We start from the raw sequence: 26755 nt of genomic DNA, 5'->3' as shown, positions 1-26755 counted from the left end.
ATCTGACGCGAGACGATCACGCTCACCAGGTGATGTTCCAAGCCCGTGCTCGATGAGCATTGGTTCAAGGACATATAAGGTCCGGCACGCCTTGCAGACGCTTGCATTGTAGGCGCGCCGCGCGCGTCTTGCAGCTTGCGCTGCATCAATGGCGCGGCGACTAGAGGAGATGGCCGTCGCCGCCGAGCGCCTGGTCCAGGCGGCCGATGAGCGCGGCCAGGCGGGGATCGGTCTCCGCCACCGATGGGCTGCCACCTTCTTCGGTGGCGACGGGCGCGGCCGCCGCAGCTGCGCGATCCGGCACGTCGAAGGCGAGGTTGAGCGCGGCCAGCACCGCGATGCGGTCGCGTGCCTTCACCTTGCCAGCGTCGCGGATGCGGCACATGGCGCTGTCCACGCGTTCCACCGCGTCGAGCATGCGCTGTTCCCCGCCCTCGGGGCAGCCGAGCCGGTAGCTCTGGCCCATGATCTGCACTTCGATCTGCTTCATGCGGGGGTGTTGAGATCGGGCAGGCGCTCCAGCAGGGCATCGACCCGGGAGCGCGCGGCGGAGAGGCGGGACTTGAGCGAATCACGCTCCTGCGTGAGCAGTTCCACCTGCTCGGCCAGCAGCGCGTTGGTGCGCTGCAGTTCCTCATGGCGCACCAGCAGACGCTCGACGCGTTCGACGAGGAGGTCAATCTGGGAGCCGCTGGCCATGCCGGGATTGTAGGCGGGCGGTCAGAAAAACGCCCTAGAATCAAGACGTTGGTGCTCGCGGTGTGGTTCGCATGCCGCAGTTCAACGGGAAGCAGGACGAGCGCGCCGCTCACGCGGCGCATCCAACCTGCGCTGCCCCCGCAACGGTAAGCGGCCGGGGCTCCGGAATGCCTGTTCCGTTGCCTCACGCCCGTCCACGACAGCCACTGGGTGCGTCTGAAACAGCGCCCCTGGGAAGGCGACGGAGCGTTTGACCGCCAGCCCGGATACCGGCCAACACGGTGGCCGCGTCCGCTTCGGACGCGACCGTTTCGCCCAGGACCTGCGGGGAAGCAGGTGCAGGGCGCGTTTCGTTTTTCTTCCGTCATGTTTCCAAGACCCCTGCGTCCCCGCGCGGCCCTGCTGCCGCTGGCCGTGGCCGCTACCCTTCCGTCCTTCGCGCAGACGCGCGCCACCCTGCCAGAGACCGTGGTCACCGCCACGCGCCAGGCCACCCGCGCCGATGCGCTGGTGAGCGACGTGCAGGTCATCGACCGCGCCGCCATCGAGGCCTCCACTGCCCGCACGCTGCCCGAGCTGCTGGCGCGCAACGGCGGCCTGCAGATGTCCGCCAACGGCGGGCGCGGCAAGCTCTCCAACGTGTTCATCCGCGGCGCGGAGAACCGCCACACCATCCTGCTGGTCGATGGCGTCCGCATCGGCTCGGCCACCGCCGGCATCCCGACCTGGGACACGATTCCGGTGGAGATGATCGAGCGCATCGAGATCCTCAAGGGCCCCGCCTCCGCGCTGTATGGCAGCGATGGCGTGGGCGGCGTGGTGCAGGTGTTCCTGCGCAAGGGCCGCGAGGGCCTGCACCCGCATGCGTCCGTCGCCGCGGGCTCCGAGGGCCAATGGTCCGCGGGTGCCGGTGTGCAAGGCGGCAGCGGCGGGCTGGGCTATGCGGTGGCGGTGCAGCGCCTGCGTGAGCGCGGCTTCAACGTGACGCAGCCCTATGCGCCTTTCGGCAATCACAACCCGGATCGCGATCCGTTGCGGCAGGATTCGCTGCAGGCCTCCATCAGCCAGAAGCTGGGGACCGACTGGACACTCGACGCCTCGCTGCTGCACACCGACGGCCGCAGCGCCTTCGACGACGGCCCGGGGGTGGATTCGCGCACGGCCATGCGCACGCTGGCCGCGCAGGCGGGCGTGAAGGGCCGCGTCAACGGCAGCTGGTCGACCGAGCTGCGCTTCGCGCAGGGCAACGACACCGCGAACGTGATCGAGGCCGTGTACCCCGGTGCGTTCCGCACCGAGCAGCAGCAGTGGACCTGGGTGAACGAGGTGCAGGTGCCGCTGGGCGCGGTGGTCGCCGGCGTCGAGTCGCGTCGTCAGAAGGTGAGCGCCACCACGGTCTACACCGTGACGGAGCGCGACATCGATTCGGTGTTCGCCGGGTACAACGGGCATCACGGGGCGCACGCCTGGCAGCTGAACCTGCGCCGCGACCGCAACTCGCAGTTCGGCAACGCCGACACCTGGTTCGCGGGCTATGGCTATCGCCTCTCGCCCGCGTGGCGGGTGCATGCATCGCGCGGCACCTCGTTCGTGGCGCCGTCGTTCAACCAGCTGTACTTCCCGCGCTTCGGCAACGCGCTGCTGCAGCCCGAGGAGGGCCGCAACACCGACTTCGGGTTGACCTATACGCGCGGCGAGCATGAACTGAAGCTCGTGCGCTTCGACAACCGCATCCGCGGCTTCATGACCAACACCACGCTGCCTGTGAACATCCCTCGCGTGCGCATCGACGGCTGGACGCTGGGGTACGAAGGCCGCGTCGATGCGCTGGCGCTGCGGGCCAGCCTGCAGAGCCTGGACCCCCGCAACGAGGTGAATGGCAACCGGCTGCCGCGCCGCGCCAAGCAGCAGGCCACAGTCGGCGCCGACTGGCGCGCGGGTGCCTGGCGCTTCGGCGGTTCGGTGCTGCACGTGGGCAGCCGCTTCGACGACACGGCCAACACGCAGCCGCTGGCCGCCTACACCACGGTCGACCTGCATGCCGACTGGCAGTTCGCGCGCGACTGGAGCGTGCAGGCGCAGCTGACCAACGTGACCGACAAGGCCTACGAGACGGCCTACGGCTACAACCAGCCGGGCCGGGCGCTGCTGCTCACGCTGCGCTGGTCGCCGAAGTAGAGTCGCGGTCATGCCCATCGCCCTGCCGCGCGGCCCGCAACGCATCGTCTGCCTCACCGAGGAGACGACGGAGTGGCTGTACCTGCTGGGTGAGGAGGCGCGCATCGTCGGCATCTCCGGCTACACCGTGCGGCCCCGCCGCGCGCGGGCCGAGAAGCCGAAGGTCAGCGCCTTCCTCAGCGCGAAGATCGACCGCATCCTGGAACTGCGGCCGGACTGCGTGTTCGGCTTCTCGGATCTGCAGGCCGACATCGCGGCCGAACTGGTGCGCCGCGGCGTGCAGGTGACCGTGTTCAACCAGCGCAGCGTGTCGGAGATCTTCTCCATGCTGTACCAGGTGGCGGCGATGGTGGGTCGGGCTGATGAAGGCCTGCGACGGCTGGAAGCGATGCGCGAACGGCTGGACGTGATCGAGGCCGCGGGCCGCGCGCTGCCGCGCCGGCCGCGCGTCTACTTCGAGGAATGGGACGAGCCAGCCATCAGCGGCATCCGCTGGGTATCGGAGCTGATCGGCATCGCCGGCGGCGACGACGTGTTCCCGGAACTGGCCATGCAGCCCATGGGCCGCGACCGCATCATCGCGGACCCGCTGGAGGTGGCGCGCCGCGCGCCCGATCTCATCATCGGCTCGTGGTGCGGCAAGAAGTTCCGGCCGGAGAAGGTGGCGGCACGCGCCGGTTGGGCGGATGTGCCCGCGGTGCGAAGCGGCCGACTGTTCGAGATCAAGTCGGCCGACATCCTGCAGCCAGGGCCGGCGGCGCTGACCGACGGGGTCGAGCAGCTGCATCGCATCGTGCGTGACTGGAGCGAGGCGCAGGGATGAGGCGGCTCGTCGCGCTTCGGGCTTGGGCGCTTGCCGGTCTGCTGCTGGTGCTGCTGGCCGTCGGCGGGCACGCGGACGCTGCCACCGTGCAGGTGACGGACGACCGCGGTGCGCGCATCGCGTTCGAGCGTCCGCCGCAGCGCATCGTCACGTTGCTGCCCTCGCTCACCGAACTGGTGTGCGCGCTGGAGGCCTGTTCGCGCCTCGTCGGCGTGGACACGTTCTCCAACTGGCCGTCCAGCGTGACGGCGCTGCCGCGCGTGGGCGGGCTCGACGACGCCAACATCGAGGCCATCGTGGCGCTGCGGCCGGACGTGGTGCTGGCGGCGCAGTCCACGCGCGCGGTGCCGCGGCTGGAGGCGCTGGGGCTCAAGGTCGTGGCGCTGGAGCCGCGAAGCTTCGCCGATCTGCGGCGCGTGCTGGGCGTGCTGGCGCCCGTGCTGGGCGCGCGGGACGCAGCGGCCGCATGGCGCGAGATCGACCAGGGCGTGACGGCCGCTGCGCGCGAGCTGCCGGCTTCGCTGCGCGGCACACGCGTCTACTTCGAGGTGAACAGTGCTCCGTATGCCGCCAGTGAGTCGTCCTTCATTGGCGAGTTGCTCGCGCGCATCGGGGTGGTCAATGTGGTGCCGGGCTCGCTGGGGCCCTTTCCGAAGCTGAACCCGGAGTTCGTGGTGCGGGCCGATCCGCAGGTGATCATGGTGTCCGACCGCCAGGCGACCAGCCTGCGCACGCGCCCCGGCTGGGACCGCATCCGCGCGGTGCGTGACGGGCGCCTGTGCCTGTTCACGCCGCGCCAGGGCGATGCGCTGGTGCGGCCCGGGCCGCGCATGCCGGAGGCGGCGGCGCTGATGGTGCGGTGCCTGCAAGGTCGTCCGACCGGCGAGGGGCCGTGACATGGGCGGGTGGCAGGGCAAGCCCTCGCTGAGTTCGTCTCGGCATGGAGGCGGGCGACGCGCATGACGACCACGCGCCCATCGATCCCGGCGGCCTGGCTGGTGCTGGCGTCGCTGCTGCTGTGCGCGGCCGGCATGGCGGTGGGCAGCGCCGGGTGGGAGCCCTTGTGGGCGGGGCAGGGCAGTGGCATCTCCATCCTGTGGGAGATCCGCGTGCCGCGCAGCCTCGGCGCCTGGACCGCCGGCGCGCTGCTGGGCCTCGCCGGCGCCGTCGCGCAAGGGCTGTTCCGCAATCCGCTGGCGGATCCCTATCTGCTGGGCAGCGCCACGGGGGCGGCGCTGGCCGTAGCACTGCTGCTGGCGGTGATGGGGTCGGCCTCGGGGGTCGCGGGCGGCTGGGCCGCGCGGCTCGGTCTCACCGGCGCGGGCTTCATCGGCGCGATGGGGGCGGTGGCGGTCACGCTGGTCCTCGCGCGCGGTGTGCAGCACACGCTGCGCCTGCTTCTCGCTGGGGTGATCGTCGGCATGGTGTTCGGCGCGCTCTCGGCGCTGGTCATGTTCTGGGTGCCGGAGGTGATGCGGGCCATGCAGGCTTTCATGCTCGGCACCACGGGCTTCCTGGGCTGGCCGGCGGTGGCCCTGCTGACGGTCGTGCTGCTGGTGTGCCTGGTGGCGGCCATTGCGTTCAGCCGGGTCCTGGATGCGCTGGCGCTGGGCGAAGCCACGGCGGCGAGCCTGGGCATCGCGGTCGGGCCGGCGCGAATGGCGCTGGTGGGGGTGATGGCCCTGGCGACCGGCACGGCCGTCGCGCAGCTGGGCCTGGTGGCCTTCATCGGCCTGGCAGCGCCGCATCTGGTGCGCTCGGTCGTCAAGCCCACGCATCGCTGGCTGCTGCCGCTCTCGGCGCTCGCGGGTGGCGCGCTGCTGCTGGCGGCCGACGTGCTGGCGCGCGGGCTGCTCGCGCCGCAGGAACTGCCGGTGGGCGTGCTCACTGCGGTGCTGGGCGGTGGCTACCTGCTGGTGCTGATGCACAGGAGGCCGGGGTGAGTGCTCCCGTGTCGCATCCACCCCCCGTCGTCCCCGCGCAGGCGGGGACCCAGGAGGCGCTGGCGTGCCAGGGCCTGCGCGTCACCCTCGGTGGTCGCGAGGTGCTGCACGGCATCGACCTCCGCCTGCCACGCGGCCGCTGGACGGCGGTGGTCGGCCCCAACGGCGCCGGCAAGACGACGCTGTTGAAAGCGCTGGCGCATCTGCTGCCCCATGAGGGCAGCGTGCGGCTGCTCGGCCGGGAAGCCGCCGCGTGGCGCCCGCGTGAACGGGCACGGGCCCTCGCGTGGCTCGGCCAGGCCGAGGCGGGCGCCGAAGACCTGCTGGCGCGCGATGTGGTGATGCTGGGCCGGCTACCGCATCAGGACTGGCTGGGCGTCCCCAGTCCAGCGGACCATGCCGCAGTGGACGCAGCGATGAGCGAGACGCAGTGCCAAGCGTGGCGGGATCGCGCGCTTGGTCAGCTCTCCGGCGGCGAGCGGCAGCGCGTGTTGCTGGCGCGCGCGCTGGCCGTGGGTGCGCCTTTGCTGTTGATGGACGAGCCGCTGGCCCACCTCGACCCGCCGCATCAGGCCGACTGGATCGCGCTCGTGCGCCGCCATGTCGCGCGCGGCGGCACGGCGGTGAGCGTGCTGCACGAGATCAGCCTCGCGCTGCAGGCCGACGACGTGCTGGTGCTGCAGGCAGGCCGTCTGCTGCATCACGGCCCCAGCCGCGACCCGGCGACCCACCGCGCGCTGGAAGCTGTGTTCGACCACCGCATCGCGGTGCACGCCGTCGGCTCGCAGTTCGTCGCGTTGCCTCAACTTCAATTGGGGTCAGATTCCAATTCTTTGGCCACTTCGCCAAGCGAGGATTAATTGGAATCTGACCCCCATTTCGGGCGCGCGGTGATGGTGCTGGGCACGACCAGCGGCGCGGGCAAGAGCTGGCTGGCCACGGCGCTGTGCCGGTGGGCAGCGCGCCAGGGCTTGCGCGTGGCGCCGTTCAAGGCGCAGAACATGAGCAACAACGCGCGGGTGGTGGCGGGGCTGGCAGACGGCGAGGGCGAGATCGGCAGCGCGCAGTACTTCCAGGCGCTGGCCGCGCGCGTGGCGCCGGACGTGCGCATGAACCCGGTGCTGCTCAAGCCCGAGAGCGACACGCACAGCCAGTTCGTGCTGCTGGGGCAGGTGGACGAGGCGCTGTCCCGCACGCCCTGGCGTGAACGCGGCGCACTGGCCTGGCCGCGCGTCACGGCGGCGCTGGACGAGCTCCGGCGCGAGTACGACGTGGTGGTGATTGAAGGCGCGGGCTCGCCGGCCGAGATCAACCTGGCCGACAGCGACCACGTGAACCTGCGCGTGGCGCGCCATGCGGATGCGCGCTGCCTGCTGGTGACCGACATCGATCGCGGGGGCGCCTTCGCGCATCTGTACGGCACCTGGGCCTTGATGCCCGAGAGCGACCGCGCGCGGCTGGACGGCTTCGTGCTCAATCGCTTCCGGGGTGACGCCGCCTTGCTGGCGCCCGGCCCCGAGCAGTTGCAAGCGCTGACAGGCGTGCCCACGGTCGCGACGCTGCCGATGTGGTGGCAGCACGGCCTGCCGGAGGAGGATGGCGTGCATGACCTGCGCGTCCATGCGGCCGGCCCGGTGCGCCTGACCATTGCCGTCATCGCCTATCCCCGCATCAGCAACCTCGATGAGTTCCAGCCGCTGCGCAACATCCCCGGCGTGCGACTGGTGTGGGCACGCACGCCGTCCGACGTGGTCGCTGCGGACTGGCTGATCCTCCCCGGCTCCAAGCACACCAGCGCGGATCTGCAGTGGCTGCGCGCGCAGGGCCTGGATGCCGCCGTGGCCGCGCATGCCGCGCGGGGTGCGCCCGTGCTGGGCATCTGCGGCGGATTGCAGATGCTGGGCGAGGCGCTGATCGACGACCATGCCATCGACGGCAATGGCCCCGGCCTGGGCCTGCTGCCGCTGGTGACACGGTTCGAGCGCGACAAGACGGTGCGCCGACGCTCGCTCGGCTTCGGCGAAGTGCGGGGCTCCTGGTCCGCCCTGTCCGGCGTGCAGCTGCAGGGTTACGAGATCCACCACGGCCACACCGCGCCGCACCCCGCCATGACACCGGGCCACGCCGTGCTGCCGGATGACCTGGGCTGGCAGAACCCGACCGGCAACGTGCTGGGCGTCTATCTGCATGGCCTGTTCGAGTCGCCGACGGTGCTGCAGGCCCTGTTCGGTGCGCAGGTGCCCACGCTCGACAGCGTGTTCGACGGACTGGCCGATTTCGTGGATCGGCACTTCGAGCCGGGGGTGCTGCCCGCGCTGTTCGGCCTGCCACGGCCGGGCGCACGCACGCCCTAGGGAAAACGCCTTCCCGCGGCGCGGTTGCCGCCGTCACGCGGGGCGTCTATGCTCCCTCACGTTCCGCGGCGCACCCGCGCGCGGCGAGAGTTGGGGGCACGACCATGTACAAGAAGATCCTGCTGGCCTATGACGGCTCCGACGCGGGCCAGAAGGCGCTGCTCGACTGCAAGGACGTGGCGCAGTGGAGCGAGGCTGATCTGCATCTCGTGGCGGTCATGCCCTCGGCCATGAGCTTCGTCGGCCTGGAGGGCGGCGTCTACGACGTGGAGCTGGAGGAGCGCGAGCGCCGCAAGTACCAGGGCGTGCTGGAGGACGGCCTGCGCCGCATGGCCGATGCGGGCTGGACAGCGCGTGGGGAGGTCGTCACCGGCGAAGCCATCGAGGAGATCACCAAGGCCGCGCGCACCATCGGCGCGGACCTGATCGTCGTCGGCCACAAGCACCTGGACAGCTGGGCCGCGCGCTGGTGGCGCGGTTCCATTTCCGGCGCGCTGATCGAGCATGCGCCCTGCAGCGTGCTCGTGGTGATCACGCAGTAGGCGAGGTGAGCTTCTGCCGCAGACGGGTGGCTGCTGCCGCGGCCACCACCAGCGCGGCTGGCGCCGCCAGCACGGCGGTGGAGTAGCCGAACAGGCCGCCCGCCAGGCCCAGGGCCAGCAGCTCGAGCGTGAACGGCGGCAGGCCCAGCGTGCCCAGCCAGCCGCGCAGGCGTGGCCAGAGCCACCAGCCCAGCGCGATCAGGCCCAGGGCCAGCGGCAGCATCCAGGGCATGTGGCCGGCCAGCAGCAGCAGACGCCCCATGCCATGACCCAGCAGGCCCGCCACCACGCCGTCTTCCGAGCGGGCGAAGTAGCTCACGTTCTTCTCGATGGCCGACAGGAACCACGGGGCGGCGAAGACCAGCACGCCGATCAGCGGCTGGCGCGCCTCGCGGTGCGTGCGCCAGCGCTGCACCAGCAGCCAGCCGATGGCCGCCACCGCGATGCTGAAGGCACCGGTGCTCACGGTGCAGAAGAAGGCGGCCGTGAAGCACGCCAGGAACAGGCGCTTCGGCTCGCGCCGGCCGGCCGCGGCCCACAGCAGCAGGCTGGCGCCCGCCAGTGCCCACAGCATGCGGCCGTTCATCGCCAGCGACAGGGCGCCCAGCGCGATCCAGAAGCCTTCATCGCGGCGGCCCGACGCGCGGCCCAGCAGCCAGGCGCTCCAGGCGACCAGCCCCACCCCGACGATGGTGAACACGAGATGCGGTGAGACGCCCAGCCCCTTGCCGATCACGAGCACAGGCAGCATCAGCAGGGCGCGAGGCAACTGAGCCGGAATGCCCACGCCCGAGGGCTCGCCGGGCACGAAGTTCGGAATGGGTGCGAACTGCAGCGGGGTGGCGTGGTAGAAGTCGTTGATCTGCCCCCACACCAGGAAGCCGCCCTTCCACGCCCACAGCAGGCCGAGGTAGACGACGCCCCAGGCCAGGCAGGTGGCGGCACGCACGGTCCCCGATCGGGCGGGGCGGCCGGCAAGGTCAGGCGTCATTCAGGGCAGGGCGGCTCGGCGGACAACCGCGCATTCTCGCAGAAGGCCGTGGCCGGGCGTTGAGGCTTCAGGGGGCCGGTGTCTTCGGCTGGTGATCGCACCACGTCCGCACGCCGCACTGCCAGCAACGCGGCGTACGGGCCTGGCACACGTAGCGGCCATGCAGGATGAGCCAGTGGTGCGCGTCCACCGCGTAGGCTGGTGGCACCCGCCGCAGCAAGCCTTGCTCCACCGCCAGCGGCGTCTTGCCCGGTGCCAGGCCGGTGCGGTTGGCCACGCGGAAGATGTGCGTGTCCACCGCCATCGTGGGCTCGCCGAAGGCCACGTTCAGGACCACGTTGGCCGTCTTGCGGCCCACGCCGGGCAGGGCCTCCAGAGCTTCCCGCTCGCGCGGGACTTCACCGCCATGGCGCTCCACCAGGATGCGGCACGTCTCCATGAGGTGCTTCGCCTTGGAGTGGTACAGGCCGATGGTGCGGATGTGCGACTCCAGTCCTTCGAGGCCCAGCGCCAGGATGGCCTGCGGCGTGTTCGCCACCGGGAACAGGCGCCGCGTGGCCTTGTTCACGCCCACGTCGGTGGCCTGGGCCGACAGCAGCACGGCCACCAGCAGCTCGAACACGGTGGTGAATTCCAGCTCGGTCGTGGGCTGGGGATTGGCAGCGCGCAGGGTGGCGAAGAAGGGCTCGACGTCGGCGGCTTTCATCATGCGTGCGAGTCTAAGCGGGCAGGCGCGCCTGGAACTCGCGCGCCACGGCGGCGATCACGGCGGCTGCGGGCGAGGCGCGCCGCTGCACCAGCGCGATGCGGCGCTCCTCGGCCCGCGGCAGATCGATGATTCGCAGGCGGGTGTCGGCGGGCCAGCGCGCGTCGCGCAGCAGCGGCACGATGGCCACGCCCAGGCCGGAGCGCACGAGATCGACGATGCTCTCCAGCGCGTTCAGCTCCAGCACCTCGCGCGGTCGTGCCCGCAGGCGCCGCAAGGTGCGCTCCACCAGCTGGCCGGTGTGCTGCGTGCGGTCGAAGCGGATGAAGGGCTGCTCCTGCAGCAGCGTGCGGGCCGATGCCTCGTCGCCCCGCCGCGGCGCGACCAGCACCATCGGCTCGGTGTACAGCGGCGTCCAGGCCAGGCCCTCGGTGGCAGCGCCCGGTTCGCGCACGACGATGGCCGCGTCCAGTTCGCCGGCGGCGACGCGTGCCGTCAGCTCGGCCGACTTGGCGGCGGACACGTGCAGGTCCAGGTCGGGGTGGCGCGCCTTGAGGGCCAGCGTGGCCTGGATCAGCGGCCGCACGGCGGAGACCACGGCGCCCAGGTGCACCGTGCCCTGCATGGCGCCCGCCGTGGCGGGCGTGCGCATCTGCTCGTACAGGCCGACGATGCGCCGCACCTGTGGCACCAGCTCGCGGCCGTCGGGCGAGAGCACGACCGACTTGCCCTGGCGTTCGAAGAGCGGGCGGCGCAACTCGGCCTCCAGTGCGCGCATCTGCTGGCCCACCGCCGCCTGCGTGAGCGCAACCTGCGCCGCCGCGCCGGCGAAGGAGCCTTGGCCGGCCACGGCGAGGAACGTCTTGAGGATGCGGATGCTGGTCATGGGGACTCGCCTGCCGGGGCGCGGCGACGACGAAGCGGCATGGTAAAGGAAATCTTTAGTCAGGCTAAAGCAGGTTTCGCTTGGGCTTTGGCATGGCGCTTCGTATCATCAGCGGATGAAGCGCAGAACCTCGCTCCTTGCCCTTTCCGCCGTGCTCGCGGCGCCCGCCTGGTCGCAGGCCTTTCCCACCAAGCCATTGCGGCTGGTGGTGCCGTTCCCTGCCGGGGGCGCCACCGACATCTTTGCGCGCGCGCTGTCGCAGAAGCTCGGCGAGCGGCTGGGCACCACCATCGTCGTGGACAACAAGCCCGGTGCCGGCGGCACCATTGGCTCCGACCTGGCCGCCAAGGCGCCGCCGGATGGCTACACGCTGCTGCTGGCCACCAGCAGCACGCACAGCATCGGCCCCAGCTTCGGCAAGGTGCCCTACGATGCCGTGGCGGACTTCACCCCCATCGCCCACGTGGGCAACGCGCCCAGCCTGATGCTGGTGCCCAACAGCTCGCCGGCGAAGACGGTGAAGGAATGGGTGGACTACGCCCGGCGCAACCCCGGCAAGCTGAACTACGCGAGCAGCGGCAACGGCACCGTCGTTCACCTCGGCACCGAGTACTTCAAGGCGCAGGCTGGCCTGTACCTGGTGCACATCCCCTATCGCGGCACCGCGCTGGCCATCCCCGATCTGGTGAGCGGCAAGCTCGACCTGCTGTTCGACTCGCTGCCCAGCGGCCTGCCGCACGTGAAGGAGGGTCGCCTGCGCGCGCTCGGCGTCACCAGCGCGAAGCGCTCACCGCTGCTGCCGGATCTGCCCGCGGTGGCGGAGTCGGTACCCGGCTACGAGACGGTCACCTGGTTCGGCCTCTACGGCCCGCGCGGCCTGCCCGCCGACATCGTCCAGCGCATCAACACCGCGGTGAACCAGGCCCTGCAGGATGCCGACGTGAAGGAGCGCCTGGCCCGCCTGGGCATCGAGCCCGCGGGCGGCACGCCGCAGCAGTTCGCGGCCATGACCGACACCGACCGCGCCCGCTGGAAGAAGATCATCACCGACCGCCGTATCACCGCCGACTGAGTGCCCGCCCTCATGCACCGCTTCGACTTCCACAACCCGTACCCCACCACGCGCATCCCGGTCTTCGCGCGCAACGTGGTCTCCACCTCGCATCCGCTGGCCGCGCAGGCCGGCCTGCGCATCCTCTGGCAGGGCGGCAACGCGGTGGATGCCGCCATCGCCGCCGCCGCCGCCATGACCATCTGCGAGCCGGTGAGCAACGGCCTGGGCAGCGACGCCTTCGCGATCCTGTGGGACGGGCAGCAATTGCACGGCCTCAACGCCTCCGGCCGCGCCCCGGCCGCGTGGACGCCCGACTACTTCCGCCGCAAGTACGGCGACGATGCGCGCACGCCGCCCAAGCGCGGACTGGATTCGGTCACGGTGCCGGGCGCAGTGGCCGGCTGGGTGGCGATGTCGCAGCGCTTCGGCAAGCTGCCCTTCGCCGATCTGCTGGCACCGGCCATCGAGATCGCCGAGCGCGGCTACCTGCTGCCGGTGGTGGTGCAGCAGAAGTGGGCCGCCGCCACGCCAGAGCTGGGTGCGCTGCCCGGCTTCGCGCAGGCCTTCCTGCCCTGGGGTCGCGCGCCCGAAGTGGGGGAGCTGTTCCGCTTCCCGGCGGCCGCGCGCGGCCTGCGCGCCATCGCCGAGACGAAGGGTGCGGCCTACTACGGCGGCGCCATCGCCGAGGCCATCGCGCGTTTCAGCCGAGAGCACGGCGGCGCCCACACGGTGGCCGACTTCGCGGCCTACCAGCCCGAGTGGGTCACGCCCATCACCAAGAACTACCGCGGCTACACGCTGCACGAGATCCCGCCCAACGGGCAGGGCATCGCCGCGCTCATTGCGCTGGGCATCCTGGACCGCTTCGATCTGGCCAGCCACGCGGTGGACAGTGCCGATTCGCAGCACCTGCAGATCGAGGCGATGAAGCTCGCCTTCGCGGACGTCTACCGTTACGTGGCCGAGCCCTCCAGCATGGAGGTGAGGGCCGAGCAGATGCTGGACGACGCCTACCTGGCGAGCCGCGCGCGCCTGATCGACATGCAGCGCGCGCAGGATTTCGGCGCCGGCAACGTGGCCAAGGGCGGCACCATCTACCTGACCGCCGCCGACGAGAACGGCATGATGGTCAGCTTCATCCAGAGCAACTACATGGGTTTCGGCGCTGGTTGCGTGGAGCCCGAGTACGGCATCAGCCTGCAGAACCGCGGCCACGGCTTCAGCCTGCGACCGGGCGTGAACCAGGTGGCGCCGGGCAAGCGGCCCTTCCACACCATCATCCCCGCCTTCCTCACCAAGGACGGCCAGCCGGTGATGAGCTACGGCGTGATGGGCGCCAACATGCAGCCGCAGGGCCACATGCAGACCCTGGTGCGCATGCTCGACTACGGCCAGAGCCCGCAGGCCGCGTGCGATGCCCCGCGCTGGCGCTTCAACGCCGGGCTGGAGATCAACGTCGAGCAGCAGATGGACAAGGCCACGGTCGCCGAGCTGGCGCGCCGCGGCCACCGCATGGAAGTGATCAACGACAACTACCAGGATTTCGGCGCCGGCCAGTTCATCTGGCGCATGGGCGACCCGAAGGTCGAGGGCTACGTCGCCGCCAGCGACGCCCGCCGCGACGGCCTGGTGGCCGGCTTCTGACAGGCCGCGCCAGCGCCGCTCAGCCGGCCCAGCTCGCCTGCGCTTCCGCCAGGGGCAGGGTGCGGCGTGGCCTTTCCTCGGCCAGCAGCACGGCCAGCGCCTGCCAGGTGTCGCCGTGGTGTTCGGCCGGTGAAACGGCCAGCCGGCGGTAGTCGAGCCCGGCCATTCGCGCGGCCACGCCCAGGCTGGCCTGCGCATGCTCGTCGGCCGTCACGCCCAGCAGCCGCGGCGGGGTGCGCAGGCCCTGGCAGGCCTCCACCACCTTCTCCAGCAGCACGATATTGCGGTCCAGGCTGTTGCTGACCAGCAGCACCAGGTAGGGCCAGTCGGCCAGCATGGCGCGCCGCAGGCTGTGGCCGAGGCCCGCGCGGGCGAAGGCGATCAGGCGGCTCGGGTGTGCACCCACCAGCAGCTCCACCGATTCACCGCCGCTGTCGAGATCATGGTCGCCGGCGAAGCGGCGCATCTCGTGCACGCACTCATGGCGCTCGGCGACCCAGCGCACGAAGTCGAAGGCGCGCCCGTCGTCGGCCGAGACCACGCCCACGCGGTGGAAGGTCTCTGCCTCCAGCATGGACTCCGGTGCGCGGATGCGCAGCGGCGCGACCAGGCGCCGCACCACGGAGGTGGGCGCGAACTGGATGCCGGCCTGCCGCGCGAGGTGCAGTTCCGCCACCCTGCGGCCGAACGCCTCATGCGGCTCGGTCGAGGGGCCGACCATCATGGACCACGGCAGCGTCAGCACGCGCGGGCCGCGGCTGTGGTGCACGATCACCTGGTCGCGGTTGCGGGGGTCCCCGGCGGCCCGCCCGGCCAGCGCCAGCACGGCGGGGCCTGGACCCTCCATCCAGTAGATGAACCAGCCGGACTGCGTGAGCAGCGCAGCGTGGATGCCCTTGGGCTCGATGTGATAGTGCGCCTCTTCGCGCATCTGCGTCAGGACCGAGAAGGTCGCCTGGCCTGACGCCGCGACGCTGGCGGCGATGACACGCTCGACTTCCGGTGCGTTGCCGGTGTCCTGGGGGGAGTCGTGATGCATGAGGCGGTGAGTCCGACAGGCCGAAGCTTAGCCCGTCGCGCGCGCCCTGGCGAGCAGATCCGTGCTCGCGCGGTCGGCGCTGTTGCCTCAGGCCCCCACCTTGCGGATGGTGCCCTGCGCCGCCGCGCACAGCACGCGCTCGGCGCCCTTCACCAGGAACACGTCGCACCGGCAGACGGCTTGCGAGCGCCCGCTGCCCACCACCGTGGCCACCGCCAGCAGCCGGTCGGCGTCGCGCGCGGGTCGCAGGTAGTTGATCTTGAACTCCGAGGTCAGCACCGGGCCCAGCACCGACCCGCCCGCGTAGGTGAGGGCGTTGTCGGCGAGGTAGGCCAGCACGCCGCCGTGAACGAACCCGTCCTGCTGCTGGAGCTGGGGCCTCAGGCCAAGTGACAGTTCGGCCCGCCCCGGCGTCAGCTCGTCGAGCCGGGCCTCCACCAGCGCGCTGAAAGGCTGGCGGGCCAGCACATCTCGGCCGTGTGCGAGCAGGTCAGGCTGCATGGCGCCCCCAATGGATGTTGATGAATTTCACAAGGTTTCTCCTCCAGTGTCTGGTTCAGGGCGCGACCGCCATCCAGGCTGCGTGCTCCAGGGCCTGTCGCAGGCGGGCAGGAACGGCCGGCTGCGGCTGCGCCACCCACTGGGGCGTCAACGCCATGGCCGGTGCGAACACCACCGCGATCCACACGGCCAGGGGCAGGGTGCGCACCTCGCCGGCCGCCTCACGCGCGGCCACCCACTGGCGCAGGGACTGAAAGGCCTCCGCGTTCGCCTGCTGCCAGGCGCTCGCGGCATCGGGCAGCTCGCCCTGGCGCCGCAGTTCGTGCAGCAGGCGGGCGCCGGTGGGGTGGGCGACGACCCAGTCGACATAGGCGCGGACCAGGCCCTTCACGCAGGCCTGCGCGGAGGCGCGCGGCTTGAGGACGGCGATGAGCGCGCCATGGAAGTCGCGCAGCGTGTGCGCGAGCAGGGCATCGGCGAGCTGGGCCTTGGTGGGGAAGTGGTGGTACAGGCTCCCATTGCTGACGCCCGCTGCCGCGCGGACCTGTTCCATGGAAGCGGCCGCGTACCCGTGCGCCAGGAAGACGCCCGACGCGGCTTCGAGCACGCGGTGGGCGGTGGATTCAGCGGTGGCCATCTCTGGAGTATCACTCCAGAGTGGCACTCCAGTCAAACGCCGGCCCAGGCCGATGCCCGGCGGCCGCTCAGGCCGCCTGCAGCGTCCGCCGGAACAGCGCGAACAGCCGCTCCCAGTGCCGTTCGGCGCCTTCGCGCTGGTAGACCGCGCGCTTCGGGAACACGAACCCGTGCTCGGTACCCGGGTACCACTCCAGCCGGTAGGGCGTGCCGCCATCGCGCAGGGCCGCTTCCAGCGTGGCCATGGCCGCGGGCGGTGCCCAGATGTCGCGCTCGGCGCAGGCGAAGTAGCTCTCGCAACGGATGCGCGGCGGCAGGTGATGCGGCGAGTCGGGCTGATCGGTCACCATCTTCGCGCCATGGATGGCGGCGATGGCGCGCACCTGGGCCGGATAGGCGGCCGCCACGTGCATCACGAACGGCCCGCTCATGCAGTAGCCGACCGCGCCCACGCGCGTGGTGTCCGCCGCCGGCAGCGTGGCCGCGTAGTCCAGCAGCGCCTGGGTGTCGCGCACCACCCGGTCGTTGGTGAGGCTCTCCATGTGCTCGAACATGATCTTCATCAGCGGCTCGGTGCGCTCGGTCACGTGCCAGTCGCGCGTGCGGCGCCAGTACAGGTTCGGCAGGATCACGCAGTAGCCCACGCTGGCAATGCGTCGCGCCATGTCGTGCAGCTCCTCCCGTTTGCCGGGGGCGTCCATGTAGAACAGCACCAGCGGATGAGGCCCGCCTTCCTCCGGGTGGACGACGAAGCTGTTGATGGTGCCGCCTTCGGCAGGGATCTCGGGATGGATTTCGATCATGGCGGCAGCATGCCAGAACAGCGCCAGGGGCGGTCGCCATCGCGCCGCGCGCCCGCAGCGCGGAACGCCGTGAACAGGCTGTTACCTTCCACCGCCCCGCTGGAAGGCGAGTTCCGATAGATTGGGTCCCGCAGTTCGCGTTTTTCAGGGAGTCGATCATGTTCTTCGCCGCACACCGTGCGGTGCGCAGCCTTTGGCTGGGCGCCGCTGTCCTTGCCTCTCCGTTCGCCCATGGCCAGAGCGCTTCGCCCCCTGCGGCGGCGCCCGGTTCGCTGCGCGTGCTGGTGAATCCCGGCGACACCGGCGAGCAATCCCGCGTGGCGCTCTACGGTGCCTGGAAGGTCGCCCTGGAACAGGCCCTGCGCAAGGAGCGCGTGACCGCCGTCAACGTGGCCCTGTCCAACGACGCCACGGCCGACCTGGGCGCCACCCGCGCGCGCACGGCCGACATCTTCGTGGCGCCGGCCCATGTGATCGGCAGCGCGGTGCGCTACGGCTACACGCCGGTGCTGGGCATCGACAAGCCGGTGCAGGCCGTGCTGGTGGCACCGGCCGACAGCGGCATCGCCAGCCTGCAGCAGGCGGCGGGCAAGCGCCTGGGCCTGCCGCTGCAGGACTCGGTGGTCACCTACCTGCTGCGAGGGGAAGTGAATGCGGCCAACACCACCATCAAGCGGCACTTTGGCGCGATCTACGACACCCGCTACCAGGAGGCCCTGCTGCCGTGCCTGCAACTGCGCCGCTGCGACGTGGTGGCGGTGGAAAAGGGCGTCTACGACCGCTGGATCGCCGCCGGCGAGAAGCTGAAGGTGATCCTGGAGTCGCGGCCGGTGCCCGGCCTTTCCGTGGCGATCCGCGACAACGCGAAGCCGGGCGTGCAGCCGCTGCACGACGCGCTGCAGGACGCGCTGGCCGCCACCGGCCTGCTGCGCAGCGAGGGCGCGAAGCCCGTCTCCTACGCCCTGGCGGACTTCAAGTACGTGTCCACCCTGGGCTACTTCACGCCGCGGGCCTTGCCCGGCGCCCAGGTGGTGGACGCCGCTGGCGTGGCCCGGCTGCTGCAGGCCGGCGCGACCTACGTGGACACGCGGACAGATGCCGAGTTCAAGGCCGGCCACGTCCCCGGCGCGAAGCTCGTGCCCTACGTCGAGAAGAGCGCGAAGGAAGCCGACTTCGACCCCGCGCAGGACCAGTTCGAGGTGGCGAAGCTCGGCCCCAACAAGGAAGCGGATCTCATCTTCGCGTGCAACGGCGCCGAGTGCTGGAAGAGCTTCAAGGCGAGCCATGCTGCGGTGAAGGCCGGCTACCGCAAGGTGCACTGGTTCCGCGGCGGCTTTCCCGAGTGGCGCAGCTCCGGCCAGAAGTACGACATCGCCTCCGCCCAGTGAGCTGAGTCCGGCGCGGCGAGCGGCCTGACAATGGCGGGATGACCGCACCGATCCGCTACGCCATCGCGCCTGAAGTCCTGCAGCAGTTCCCCGGCTATTGCCGCGGGGTCGTGTGGGTGCGCGGCGCCCGCAACGGCGCCAGCGTGCCGGCTGTCACGGCGCTGCTGCGCGCGGCGGAGGCCGAGGCGCGCCAGCGCGTGACGGGCAACGTGGCCGAGCATCCGCGCATCGCCGCCTGGCGTGAGGCCTACCGCCGGTTCGGCGCGAAGCCCGCCGAGCACCGCAGCGCGATCGAGGCGCTGCTGCGCCGCGTGCTCAAGCCCGACGACCTGCCGGCCATCAACCTGCTGGTGGACATCGGCACGCTGGTCTCGGTGCGGCACCTGCTGCCAGCGGGCGTGCACCCGATCCCGCCGGACGGCCAAGGTCTGACGCTTCGCCATGCGAGCGAGGGTGACCGGTTCCTGCCGGCCGGCAGTGACACCGCCGAGACGCCCGCGCCCGGTGAGGTGGTGTTCGCCAGCGGCGCCGAGGTGCTGACCCGACGCTGGACGTGGCGGCAGGCCGCCGGCACGCAGACGCTGCCGGAGACGAGCGACGTGTTCTTCAACGTCGATGGCCTGGCGCCCTGCACGCGGGCCGAGGTGGAGGCCGCCATGGCCGACGTCGAGGCGCTGGTGCGGGCGCACGCGGGCGGCGAGATCACCAGCGTGGTACTGGACGCGGGCAGGCCGCAGGCGGACCTGCCGTGACCCGCGCTTCAGCGCCGCTGGCAGTCACGTAGACGTCACCCCGGCGGCTGGCCGCGCCACCACAATCGCGACCACGCAACCGGAGCCCCCATGCTGTTCCATCGCCTGAGCCGTGTCCTCGCGCTCGTGTTCGCCACCACGGCCGCAGGGCCCCTGCTGGCCCAGCCGGTCAGCACGCCCGAGTCCACCTACGACGCGCAGGATGCCTGGCTGTGCCGCCCGGGCCGGTCCGACGCGTGCAGCACCGAACAGGCCATGACGCGCATCGCCGCCGATGGCACGCGCACGGTGGTCACGTTCAAGCCCGCCGCCGATGCGCCCATCGACTGCTTCTACGTCTACCCCACGATCTCGCAGGACCCCAACCCCCACAGCACGTTGCAGGCCGGGCCGGGCGAGCTGCGCGCGGTGGCGCAGCAGTTCGCGCCCTTTGCCTCGGTCTGCCGGCCCTTCGCGCCGATGTACCGGCAGGTCACGCTGGCCGGGCTGCGTGCGGCGATGATGGGCAACCCGGCCGGCATCAACCCCGAGCTGCCGGTGGCCGACGTGCAGGCCGCGTGGCGCCACTACCTCGCGCGCGACAACCAGGGCCGCGGCGTGGTGCTGATCGGCCATTCACAAGGCAGCCGCATGCTGACCGAGCTGCTCAAGCGCGACGTGGAGGGCCAGCCTGCGCAACGCCGCGTGGTGTCCGCACTGCTGATCGGATCCAACGTCCTCGTGCCCACCGGCGCCGACACCGGCGGCACCCTGCGCAGCATGCCCGTCTGCACCAGCGGCACGCAGACCGGCTGCGTGGTGGCCTACACCACCTTCCGCGCCAGTGCGCCGCCACCGGCCAACACCCGCTTCGGCCGCAGCACGGTGGCGGGCACCGAGGTGGCTTGCACGGACCCGGTGCGCCTGAGCGGCGTGCCCCTGCGCAGCCTGCTGTGGCGTGAGGCGACGCTGCTGGGCCAACCCGCCCTGCGGGGAGAGTGGGAGCAGGCGATGGCCGGTGTGACCACGCCCTTCGTCGATCTGCCCGGGCTGATGGATGCGTCGTGCGTGAAGGCTGATGGCAACCACTACCTGGCCGTCCGCTTCGACCCCGCGGCGCGCGGCCAGCGCCCCGCCGACATCCCGGGCGACCTGGTGGTGGAAGGGCGCACCTTCGACGACTGGGGCCTGCACCTGATCGACGTGAACATCGTGATGGGCAACCTGCTGGCGCTGGTGCGCCGCCAGGGCGAGGCCTGGCGCGCCCGCGGCCAGTAGGCCAGGGCAGGGGGCGGCAGGCCTCGATTGGCTACCATTGCCGGTTCCAAGGAACCGTGCCATGCCCCTCACCTTTGCTCCGCGCCTCGACAACGTCGAAACCTCCGCCATCCGCGAACTCTTCAAGCTGCTGGGCAAGCCCGGCATCATCAGCTTTGCCGGCGGCTTCCCGGACAGCGCGATGTTCGACGTGGAGGGCCTGCGGGAGGCCAGCCAGAAGGCCCTGGCCGAGGAGCCGGGTGGTGCCCTGCAGTACGGCGCCACCGAAGGCTACGAGCCGCTGCGCGCGCAGCTCGCGGCCTTCATGCAGGCCAAGGGCGTGGCCGGCCTCGCCCCGCAGGAGCTGATTGTCACCACCGGCAGCCAGCAGGCGCTGGACCTGCTGGGCAAGACGCTCGTGGGCCCCGGCGACAAGGTCATCGTCGAGGGCCCGACCTTCCTGGCCACCATCCAGTGCTTCCGCCTGTATGGCGCGGACCTGGTGAGCGCACCGGTCGATGCGGACGGCGTGCAGGTGGACCGGCTGGAACAACTCATGGCCGAGCACAAGCCCAAGTTCGTCTACCTCATCCCGACCTTCGGCAACCCGAGCGGCGCCATGCTCAGCCCGGAGAGGCGCAAGCGGGTGCTGGAACTGGCGGTGAAGTACCAGACGCTGATCGTGGAAGACGATCCCTATGGCGACCTGTACTTCGGCGAGGCGCCGCCGCCCAGCCTGCTGGCGCTCACGCCCCAGGTGCCCGGCAGCCGCGAGTGGGTGGCGCACTGCGGCAGCCTGAGCAAGGTGCTGTCGCCCGGCCTGCGGGTGGGCTGGATGATCGCCCAGCCCGAGCTGCTGGCCAAGGCGACCATGTGCAAGCAGTTCAGCGATGCCCACACCAGTACCTTCGCGCAGGCGACCGCCGCGCAGTACCTGAAGGCCGGCCGCATGCCGGCCACGCTGGCGAACGTGCGCCGCGTGTATGCCGAGCGCGCGCAGGCCATGGGCGCGGCGCTGCAGCGCGACCTGGGCGACGCGGTCGCCTTCACCCAGCCGCAGGGCGGCCTGTTCTTCTGGGCCCGCCTCACCGGCGCGGGCGGCAAGGTGCGCGACGCGGGCGAGTTCGCGAAGCGCGCCATCGAGCACGGCGTGGCCTTCGTGCCCGGCGCGCCGTTCTTCGCGCGGGATGCGGATGTGTCGACCTTCAGGCTGAGCTTCGCCACGGCGGACGTGGCGAGGATCGAGGAGGGGGTGGGGCGGCTGGCGAAGGCGATCTAGCCCGACGGTGCGCGCCGGGCGGGTTCCGGCGTCGGTCTTCATCGCTGGACACGCAGACCGGGTCCGGCGGACACTTGGGGCCGGTTCGGGGCGGCATGCCGTGCCCCAGGATCCTGATCGCCGGAGGTGCCCGCATGATCCCCATCCGCCAGCTCCACCACGCGGCCTACCGATGCCGCGACTCTGAAGCCACTCGCCGCTTCTATGAAGACTTCCTGGGCCTGCCGCTCGCAGGCACGCTGGAGATCACCGAGACGAAGAGCGGCCGCGCCACGCGCACGCTGCACACCTTCTACCGGCTCGACGATGGTTCGCACATCGCCTTCTTCGAGGCTGGCGACATGCCGTTCGAGTTCAAGCCGCAGCACGACTTCGACCTGCACATCGCGCTGGAGGTGTCGCCAGACCACCTGCGCGCGATGTTCGAGAAGGGCCGCGCCGCCGGCATCGAGACGCGCGGCATCTCGGATCACGGCTTCATCGATTCCATCTACTTCCGGGATCCGAACGGTTACGTGCTGGAGCTGTGCGCCCGGCGCGAGCGGCATGACGAGCTGATGGATCCGGCGCGCAACGGCGCGCGCGCGAAGCTGGATGCCTGGACGCGCGCGAAGACCGCCGCGGCGTGAGACAGTGCTCCGATCGCGGAAGGATTCCTCACATCGGCCCCGCGGTGCGCGCATGCGCCGCACCATCGGCCGATGCCAGCCAACGACCCCCACTTCACCCCTTCCACCGAATCCGCGCCGCAGCGCCGCCTGCGCGTGTGCCTGCTCAACCCCACGCACACGGCCATCGGCAGCCGCATCCCGGATGACCACCTGCCGCCGCTGGGCCTGCTCGCCGTCGGCGGGCCGCTGATCGACGACGGCTTTGCGGTCCGCCTGGTTGACGCCGACCGCCAGGGCCTGAGCGCGCAGCAGGCCGTGGCCGCCGTGCTGGCCGAGCCGGTGGACGTGGTGATGATGGGGCACTCGGGCTCGTCATCGGCCCATCGCACGGTGGTGAACCTGGCGCTGCGCCTGAAGCGCCTGCACCCGAAGCTGATCGTCGTCTATGGCGGCGTGCATCCCACCTACCACTGGCGCGAGGTGCTGGCGCAGTGCAAGGCCATCGACTTCATCGTGCGCGGTCAAGGCGAGCGCACCGCGCGCGACCTGCTGCGTGCGCTGGAGACGGGCGCGGACTGGCGGCGAGTGCGCGGCATCGCCTGGCGCGAGGCGCGCGGTCCTGTCGCGAGCGCCCAGGCGCCCCTGCTGGAGAACCTGGACGAGTGGCGCGTCGGCTGGGAGCTGATCAACCACGCTGACTACTCGTACTGGGGTGGCCTGCGCGCGGTGGTCGTGCAGTTCTCGCGCGGCTGCCCCTACCAGTGCAACTACTGCGGCCAGCGCGGCTTCTGGACGCGCTGGCGCCATCGCGATCCGGTGCGCTTCGCGGCGGAGCTGGCGCGGCTGCATCGCGAGCACGGCGTGCAGCTGATCAACTTCGCCGACGAGCTGCCTACCGGCTCGCGCAAGGCCTGGCTCGCCTTCCTGGAAGCGCTGATCGCGGAGAACGTGCCGCTCACCCTGGTGGGCTCCACCCGCGCGGGCGATATCGTGCGGGATGCCGACATCCTGCACCTGTACAAGCGCGCCGGTGTCATCCGCTTCCTGCTGGGCATCGAGAGCTATCAGGAGGCCACGCTCAACGCGATCCGCAAGGGCACCACGGCCAGCGAGGACCGCGAGGCGATCCGTCTCCTGCGCCAGCACGGCATCCTCTCCATGGCCACCTGCGTCGTCGGCTTCGACGAGCAGCGCGACGCCGACTTCGTGCGGACCTGGCGCCACCTGGTGGCCTATGACCCCGACCAGATCCAGACGCTCTACGCCACGCCGCACCGATGGACGCCGTTCTACGACACGGTGGCCGAGCGCCGCGTGATCGAGCCCGACACCCGCAAGTGGGACTACAAGCACCAGGTGCTGCAGACGCCCGGTGTGCCGGCGTGGCGCGTCTTCGCCTGGGTGAAGTTCATCGAGGTCGCGGTGCAACTGCGGCCCAAGGCGCTGTGGCGGACCTACTTCAACCGCGATCCGGACCAGGCCCATGCCATGCGCTGGTACACCGCCATGGGCCGCCGCGTGTGGTTCCATGAACTGGCGGAGTTCCTGTTCCGGCGCCGGCACCTGGCGCAGCCGCCCAGCCTGGCGGACTACGCCGGACCTTCGATGGCGCAGGAGGAGTATGCGATGGCGGTGCCGCAGCGTTCCGGCCGCAAGCACCTGCAGGTGCTTCCCGCGTCACTGGAACCGTCAGCCCACGATGAGGCTGAGAAAGTGTTTCTCAAAATTGACAATATGGATGATATGGTGATAATGAGATCCCATGCCGTCCGCGTCGCCCTCTCTCGACGAAGCCTTGACCAGGGACCTGCTCACCCTGGGTGAGCGGTTGCGCGCGGCCCGCAAAGGCCAGAAAGTGTCTGCCACCGCCGCGGCCGAGTCGGCCGGCATGTCGCGCGTGACCTGGCATCGCATCGAGCGCGGTGAGCCGAGTGTCACGGCGGGCGCATGGCTGGCGGCGGGCCGGGCCGTCGGGCTGAGGCTCGGTTGGGTCGACGAAGCGGTCCCGGCCACGGCGGTCGCGTCGCTGCCGGATCGGATCGTGCTGGCCCGGTTCCCCGCGCTTCGCCAGCTGGCGTGGCAGCAGCCCGATAACCACGAGCTGTCTCCACAGGACGCGTTGGCGATCTATGAGCGCAACTGGCGCCACGTGGACAAGCAGGCCTTGACGATGCGCGAGATCGCGCTGATCCAGGCCCTCTCCAACGTGCTGGGGGGAGGGCGCCTGCTTGTTTGAGCGCGCCCATCATCGCGATATCGCGCTCATCCTGCAGGCACTGGATCCAGCGGCGCTGGCCGCGCGCCAATGCTGGTTCGGTGGCGGCACGGCCATGGTGCTGCGCCACGGCGAGTACCGTGAGTCGGCCGACATCGATTTCCTGGTGTCCCACATCGCCGGATACCGGGACCTGAGGCAGTCCCTGGGCGGGCCGGCGGGGCTGGGACCCATCGTCCGCAGCGGCATGACGCTGGAGCTGGCACGTGAGGTCCGCGCGGACCAGTACGGCATCCGCACCCTGGTGCGTGCCGGCGGTTCGATCATCAAGCTGGAGATCGTGAGCGAGGGCCGCCTGGCGCTTGATCCGCCAGGGCCGGACGATGCGGTCTGTGGGGTGCGCACGCTGACGCCCCTCGACATGGCGGCCGGCAAGCTGCTGGCCAACGCAGACCGCTGGGCTGACGACGCAGTGCAAAGCCGCGACCTGATCGACCTCGCGATGCTCCCAGTGCCAACCCAGTGTCTGCGCGCTGCGCGTGTGAAGGCAGAGGGTGCCTATGGCGGCGCCGTGATGCAGTCACTTCATGCCGCGATCGAGCACCTCCGCAAGCGCCCGCGCCGTCTGGATCAATGCATGGCGGGCCTGTCGATGGGGGGCATCACGCCTGCGCAACTCTGGCAGGCGATCCGCCGACTGCGCAGGGCGTTGGGACCACCAGGTCCTTGACGCTCGAGTCCCCACGCGTCACCCGCCGTCACCCGCCGTCACCCGCCGTCAGCCGCCGTCAGCCGCCCCCGCCAGATCCTCCACCCGCAGCCGCGCCTTCACCTGCACGCCGTCGAGCGCACGCAACGCATCCAGGGCGGCGGTGATGCGTGACTCGGCCACTTCGCCCGTGATCAGCGCCAGCGTGTGGCGGCCCTGCGCGCCCTGCGTCACGGGCACGCCCAGGCGGGCGAGGGTCTCCAGCACCTGGGCGCCGCCTTCGGGCTGATCGAGCGCCACGCGCAGGTAGTGCCGCAGGCACAGGCCGGCAAACACGCCCACGCGCGGCGGCTGCAAGGCGGCGTCATGGAAGCCCAGCGCGGGCACGGCCACTTGCGCGCCCTGGCGCCGCGCGCGGGCCAGATCCACCAGGTCGGCCACGACGGCAGAGGCCGTCTCACGTGAGCCGGCGCCCGCACCCCAGTACATGGTGACGCCGGAGGCATTGCCCTTGACCATGATGCCGTTCATGCGGCCGTCCACGCGGGCGAGCAGCGAATCGCGCGGCACCAGGGCCGGATGCACGCGCAACTGCAACGCACCTTCCGCGCGTTGCGCGACGGCCAGCAGCTTGATCGCATGGCCCAGGCGGCGCGCATGCAGGAAGTCGGTGGCCTGCAGGCCATCGATGCCTTCCACGTGCACCGCGTCCAGGCGCGGCGGGCCGCCGAAGGCGATGGCCGCGAGCAGCGCGAGCTTGTGCGCCGCGTCGCCGCCGCCCACGTCCAGCGTCGGGTCGGCCTCCGCGTAGCCCAGGGCCTGCGCCTCGGCCAGCGCGTCGGCGAAGCTGCGGCCGGCGGCACTCATCTGCGTGAGCACGTAGTTGCTGGTGCCGTTGACGATGCCGGCGATCCACTCGATCTCGTTGGCCACCAGGCCCTCGCGCAGGGCCTTGACGATCGGGATGCTCACGGCCACCGCGGCCTCGAAGCCCACCGACACGCCCCGCGCGCGGGCCGACTCGAAGATCTCCTCGCCATGCTCGGCCAGCAGCGCCTTGTTGGCGGTGACGACATGCTTGCCGTGCGCGATGGCCTCCAGCACGCAGGCCCGTGCGTGCGTGGTGCCGCCCATCGCCTCGATCACCACGTCCACCTCGGGGTGCCGGGCGAGGGCCATCGGATCATCGAGCACCGCCACGTCGGCCTGCACCGAGGCACGGGCGCGCGAGGCGGTGCGCGTGGCCACCATGGTCAGCTCGATCGGGCAGCCGGCACGGGCGCGGATGGTGTCACGGTTGCCGGTGAGCACGCTGTGCGTGCCCGATCCGACGACGCCGAAGCCGAGCAGGCCGGCGCGCAGCGCGGGCGGGTGGGGCGGTGATGCTTGCATGGACGCTTTCTCCGGGGTGCCGCGGGGGCGGGGGAGAAAACGCTTCAACCCCGGCCGTTCGGCGGGGTTGGGGGATGCGTGCGCTAAGTCCGATGCACGACGACCCCGCCCCGTGAGGGCGTGGTAATCATGGTGATCGACATCAGGGTCATGGAGCGCACGCCCGCACTATAGCAGCCGCGTCATGAGCCAGGCTTGCACTGCGTGTCGGTGACGACCACGTCGTCTCGACTCTTCTTCTTCTCGGGGTCGGCCGTGTCGGCCTGCCGGGTGGCCTCTTCCACGAACAGCTTCGCGAAGGTGGTGACCTGCGATTGCAGTTCCTGCGTGGCGGGGGCGGGGGCGGGTGCGGGCGCTGGCGTGGGCGGGGGCGT

At 71.1% G+C, this 26755-nt stretch carries 27 protein-coding genes, 1 pseudogene and 1 riboswitch; of the genes and pseudogenes, 17 read left to right on the top strand and 11 right to left on the bottom strand.

Annotated elements, in window-relative coordinates; translation table 11 throughout:
- Window positions 1-160: 160 nt before the first annotated feature.
- Window positions 161-490: a cell division protein ZapA gene (locus ACE3T5_RS14195; protein WP_374668704.1), complete on the bottom strand. Its 330-nt coding sequence runs from the start codon at window positions 488-490 to the stop codon at window positions 161-163.
- A complete protein-coding gene (zapB, locus tag ACE3T5_RS14190; protein ID WP_374668703.1) occupies window positions 487-699 on the bottom strand; it encodes a cell division protein ZapB in 213 nt (70 codons plus the stop codon). Before zapB ends, ACE3T5_RS14195 begins: the two co-directional genes overlap by 4 nt.
- Before the next feature lie 32 nt (window positions 700-731).
- Window positions 732-992, top strand: a riboswitch (cobalamin riboswitch).
- 73 nt (window positions 993-1065) lie between these two features.
- On the opposite strand from zapB, the gene ACE3T5_RS14185 reads away from it, so the two are divergent.
- The 7 genes from ACE3T5_RS14185 to ACE3T5_RS14155 all read left to right on the top strand — a co-directional run bounded on the left by ACE3T5_RS14185 (window position 1066) and on the right by ACE3T5_RS14155 (window position 8539).
- Window positions 1066-2877: a TonB-dependent receptor domain-containing protein gene (locus ACE3T5_RS14185; protein WP_374668702.1), complete on the top strand. Its 1812-nt coding sequence runs from the start codon at window positions 1066-1068 to the stop codon at window positions 2875-2877.
- Between the two features lie 10 nt (window positions 2878-2887).
- On the top strand, window positions 2888-3700 hold the full coding sequence (locus ACE3T5_RS14180; RefSeq protein WP_374668700.1) for an ABC transporter substrate-binding protein: 813 nt from the start codon (window positions 2888-2890) through the stop codon (window positions 3698-3700).
- Window positions 3697-4596, top strand: a complete 900-nt coding sequence (locus tag ACE3T5_RS14175; RefSeq protein ID WP_374668699.1) for an ABC transporter substrate-binding protein — start codon at window positions 3697-3699, stop codon at window positions 4594-4596. The genes ACE3T5_RS14180 and ACE3T5_RS14175 overlap by 4 nt, the downstream gene beginning before the upstream one ends.
- Before the next feature lie 63 nt (window positions 4597-4659).
- On the top strand, window positions 4660-5643 hold the full coding sequence (locus ACE3T5_RS14170) for a FecCD family ABC transporter permease (RefSeq protein ID WP_374668698.1): 984 nt from the start codon (window positions 4660-4662) through the stop codon (window positions 5641-5643).
- A 101-nt stretch (window positions 5644-5744) separates the two neighbouring features.
- Window positions 5745-6503 carry an ABC transporter ATP-binding protein gene (locus ACE3T5_RS14165; RefSeq protein WP_374668697.1) on the top strand — a complete coding sequence of 253 codons (759 nt, stop codon included), beginning with the start codon at window positions 5745-5747 and terminating at the stop codon, window positions 6501-6503.
- A 33-nt stretch (window positions 6504-6536) separates the two neighbouring features.
- Entirely contained in the window at window positions 6537-7997 is a 1461-nt protein-coding gene (locus ACE3T5_RS14160; protein ID WP_374668707.1) for a cobyric acid synthase, read from the top strand.
- A gap of 104 nt (window positions 7998-8101) precedes the next feature.
- The gene (locus tag ACE3T5_RS14155; RefSeq protein ID WP_374668696.1) at window positions 8102-8539 is read left to right on the top strand and encodes a universal stress protein; all 438 of its coding nucleotides are present in this window, start codon (window positions 8102-8104) and stop codon (window positions 8537-8539) included.
- Here ACE3T5_RS14155 and ACE3T5_RS14150 read toward each other — a convergent pair.
- From ACE3T5_RS14150 to ACE3T5_RS14140, 3 genes are all read right to left on the bottom strand, one after another.
- The gene (locus tag ACE3T5_RS14150; RefSeq protein ID WP_374668695.1) at window positions 8529-9530 is read right to left on the bottom strand and encodes a hypothetical protein; all 1002 of its coding nucleotides are present in this window, start codon (window positions 9528-9530) and stop codon (window positions 8529-8531) included. The two genes, ACE3T5_RS14155 and ACE3T5_RS14150, sit on opposite strands and share 11 nt — an antisense overlap.
- 67 nt (window positions 9531-9597) lie before the next feature.
- Window positions 9598-10236, bottom strand: a complete 639-nt coding sequence (nth, locus tag ACE3T5_RS14145) for an endonuclease III (protein WP_374668706.1) — start codon at window positions 10234-10236, stop codon at window positions 9598-9600.
- 13 nt (window positions 10237-10249) lie between these two features.
- Window positions 10250-11122, bottom strand: coding sequence for a LysR substrate-binding domain-containing protein (locus ACE3T5_RS14140; RefSeq protein WP_374668694.1), 873 nt, complete (start codon window positions 11120-11122; stop codon window positions 10250-10252).
- A 115-nt stretch (window positions 11123-11237) separates the two neighbouring features.
- Here ACE3T5_RS14140 and ACE3T5_RS14135 point away from each other — a divergent pair, with 115 nt between their 5' ends.
- Together ACE3T5_RS14135 and ACE3T5_RS14130 are read left to right on the top strand one after the other, a co-directional pair.
- Entirely contained in the window at window positions 11238-12194 is a 957-nt protein-coding gene (locus ACE3T5_RS14135) for a Bug family tripartite tricarboxylate transporter substrate binding protein (RefSeq protein WP_374668693.1), read from the top strand.
- A gap of 12 nt (window positions 12195-12206) precedes the next feature.
- On the top strand, window positions 12207-13820 hold the full coding sequence (locus ACE3T5_RS14130; protein ID WP_374668705.1) for a gamma-glutamyltransferase family protein: 1614 nt from the start codon (window positions 12207-12209) through the stop codon (window positions 13818-13820).
- Between the two features lie 19 nt (window positions 13821-13839).
- Here the strand turns inward: ACE3T5_RS14130 and ACE3T5_RS14125 are convergent, their stop codons facing one another.
- From ACE3T5_RS14125 to ACE3T5_RS14110, 4 genes are all read right to left on the bottom strand, one after another.
- On the bottom strand, window positions 13840-14859 hold the full coding sequence (locus ACE3T5_RS14125) for a BLUF domain-containing protein (protein ID WP_374668692.1): 1020 nt from the start codon (window positions 14857-14859) through the stop codon (window positions 13840-13842).
- Between the two features lie 87 nt (window positions 14860-14946).
- A complete protein-coding gene (locus ACE3T5_RS14120) occupies window positions 14947-15360 on the bottom strand; it encodes a PaaI family thioesterase (RefSeq protein ID WP_374668691.1) in 414 nt (137 codons plus the stop codon).
- Between the two features lie 55 nt (window positions 15361-15415).
- A complete protein-coding gene (locus tag ACE3T5_RS14115; protein WP_374668690.1) occupies window positions 15416-15997 on the bottom strand; it encodes a TetR/AcrR family transcriptional regulator in 582 nt (193 codons plus the stop codon).
- 67 nt (window positions 15998-16064) lie between these two features.
- Window positions 16065-16799 carry a dienelactone hydrolase family protein gene (locus tag ACE3T5_RS14110; protein WP_374668689.1) on the bottom strand — a complete coding sequence of 245 codons (735 nt, stop codon included), beginning with the start codon at window positions 16797-16799 and terminating at the stop codon, window positions 16065-16067.
- Window positions 16800-16957: 158 nt separating this feature from the next.
- On the opposite strand from ACE3T5_RS14110, the gene ACE3T5_RS14105 reads away from it, so the two are divergent.
- The 8 genes from ACE3T5_RS14105 to ACE3T5_RS14070 all read left to right on the top strand — a co-directional run bounded on the left by ACE3T5_RS14105 (window position 16958) and on the right by ACE3T5_RS14070 (window position 25010).
- The gene (locus ACE3T5_RS14105; RefSeq protein ID WP_374668687.1) at window positions 16958-18187 is read left to right on the top strand and encodes a PhnD/SsuA/transferrin family substrate-binding protein; all 1230 of its coding nucleotides are present in this window, start codon (window positions 16958-16960) and stop codon (window positions 18185-18187) included.
- A 38-nt stretch (window positions 18188-18225) separates the two neighbouring features.
- On the top strand, window positions 18226-18939 hold the full coding sequence (locus ACE3T5_RS14100) for a B3/4 domain-containing protein (protein ID WP_374668686.1): 714 nt from the start codon (window positions 18226-18228) through the stop codon (window positions 18937-18939).
- Window positions 18940-19029: 90 nt separating this feature from the next.
- Window positions 19030-20196: a DUF3089 domain-containing protein gene (locus ACE3T5_RS14095; protein ID WP_374668685.1), complete on the top strand. Its 1167-nt coding sequence runs from the start codon at window positions 19030-19032 to the stop codon at window positions 20194-20196.
- Window positions 20197-20257: 61 nt separating this feature from the next.
- On the top strand, window positions 20258-21454 hold the full coding sequence (locus ACE3T5_RS14090) for a PLP-dependent aminotransferase family protein (protein WP_374668684.1): 1197 nt from the start codon (window positions 20258-20260) through the stop codon (window positions 21452-21454).
- 134 nt (window positions 21455-21588) lie between these two features.
- Entirely contained in the window at window positions 21589-22083 is a 495-nt protein-coding gene (locus ACE3T5_RS14085) for a VOC family protein (protein ID WP_374668683.1), read from the top strand.
- Between the two features lie 72 nt (window positions 22084-22155).
- Window positions 22156-23889, top strand: coding sequence for a magnesium-protoporphyrin IX monomethyl ester anaerobic oxidative cyclase (gene bchE, locus ACE3T5_RS14080; protein WP_374668682.1), 1734 nt, complete (start codon window positions 22156-22158; stop codon window positions 23887-23889).
- Entirely contained in the window at window positions 23828-24301 is a 474-nt protein-coding gene (locus ACE3T5_RS14075; RefSeq protein ID WP_374668681.1) for a helix-turn-helix domain-containing protein, read from the top strand. The genes bchE and ACE3T5_RS14075 overlap by 62 nt, the downstream gene beginning before the upstream one ends.
- The gene (locus tag ACE3T5_RS14070) at window positions 24294-25010 is read left to right on the top strand and encodes a nucleotidyl transferase AbiEii/AbiGii toxin family protein (RefSeq protein ID WP_374668680.1); all 717 of its coding nucleotides are present in this window, start codon (window positions 24294-24296) and stop codon (window positions 25008-25010) included. Before ACE3T5_RS14075 ends, ACE3T5_RS14070 begins: the two co-directional genes overlap by 8 nt.
- Before the next feature lie 48 nt (window positions 25011-25058).
- Here the strand turns inward: ACE3T5_RS14070 and ACE3T5_RS14065 are convergent, their stop codons facing one another.
- Together ACE3T5_RS14065 and ACE3T5_RS14060 are read right to left on the bottom strand one after the other, a co-directional pair.
- A complete protein-coding gene (locus ACE3T5_RS14065; protein WP_374668679.1) occupies window positions 25059-26381 on the bottom strand; it encodes a homoserine dehydrogenase in 1323 nt (440 codons plus the stop codon).
- 182 nt (window positions 26382-26563) lie between these two features.
- Window positions 26564-26755, bottom strand: a pseudogene (locus ACE3T5_RS14060) (hypothetical protein); the annotation flags it as partial.

The organism is Ramlibacter sp., from assembly GCF_041916345.1.
GTDB lineage: Bacteria > Pseudomonadota > Gammaproteobacteria > Burkholderiales > Burkholderiaceae_C > Ramlibacter.
Note: the sequence above shows the minus strand (reverse complement) of the source record. Positions and strands in the feature narration are given on the sequence as shown.